At 66.0% G+C, this 1,047-nt stretch carries 1 protein-coding gene; it reads left to right on the plus strand.

Annotated features, from left to right (window positions below):
- Window positions 1-113: 113 nt before the first annotated feature.
- Window positions 114-914: an alpha/beta hydrolase gene (locus ABZ463_RS41625; protein ID WP_362785751.1), complete on the plus strand. Its 801-nt coding sequence runs from the start codon at window positions 114-116 to the stop codon at window positions 912-914.
- The last annotated feature ends 133 nt before the right edge of the window (window positions 915-1,047 follow it).

The raw sequence follows: 1,047 nt of genomic DNA on the forward strand, positions 1-1,047 counted from the left end.
CGCAATCACGAAGGATCACGCGATGGCCGTCCTCATTCACGGCGCCACGCCATCTAGCTGGGGAAACTCATACACCACGTCCGTGGACGCAACCCAAGTAATAAGGAGACATCGTGACGGAGACAAGCAGGAACAAGAAGCATTTGGGGGTCCAGCGAGGGGACCATACGACCATCCGGTACACGGCCAGCGGCCCGGCCGGAGGGCCGGCCCTGGCCCTCATCCACGGCTGGGCGTGCGACCGCGGCGACTTCGACGCGGTGACCAACCATCTGCCCAAGAACCACCGTGTCCTCGCGATCGACCTTGCCGAGCACGGCGAGTCGCGCTCGACGCGGGCGCTGTGGACGATGGAGGAGTTCGCCCGCGACGTGGCGGCCGTGCTGGAGGCCGAGTCGGTGAACAAGGCGGTCGTGGCCGGGCACTCCCTCGGTGGGGCCGTCGCTGTCGAGGTTGGCAAGCTGCTTCCCGATACGGTCTCGCGCGTGGTGGCGCTCGACGCGCTGCACTACCTGTCCCTGTTCCCGGCGATGAGCGACGAGCAGGTCGAAGCGATGCTGCGCCTGTTCCGGGAGGACTTCGCCGCCGGGGTGCGGGGCCTCGTCGAGGGAGGCTCGCCGGCGGGGACCGATCCGGCTCTCAAGGAAACGTATTTCGAGAAGATGGTCGCCGTACGGCAGCCCGCGGGGCTGCGTTCCATCGAAGGGCTCATGCGCTGGGACATGGACGCGGCACTGCGCGAGACGAAGCAGCCGATCACCGTGTTCGCGATTCGTGACCTGGTGACGCAGGAAGCGATCGACCGCTACGGGGACCGGCTCGACATCGTTCTCATCGAGCTGGGCAGCCACCACTTCCCAGTGGAGGCGCCCGAGGGCACGGCGAAGCTTCTGGCCGATGTGGGAACCGACTAGGAACTGCTTGGAAAGCCGGGGACTCTGCTCTTCAGTATTAAGGCCTGTCTGACAATTCGGAGTGGCGGAGCCAGAGCATGACGGATGCCAGGGTGACGCCTGCGAGGTAGCGGCTGGCGAGCTTGTCGAAGCG

The sequence above is a fragment of the Streptosporangium sp. NPDC020145 genome (assembly GCF_040631275.1).
Lineage (GTDB): Bacteria > Actinomycetota > Actinomycetes > Streptosporangiales > Streptosporangiaceae > Streptosporangium.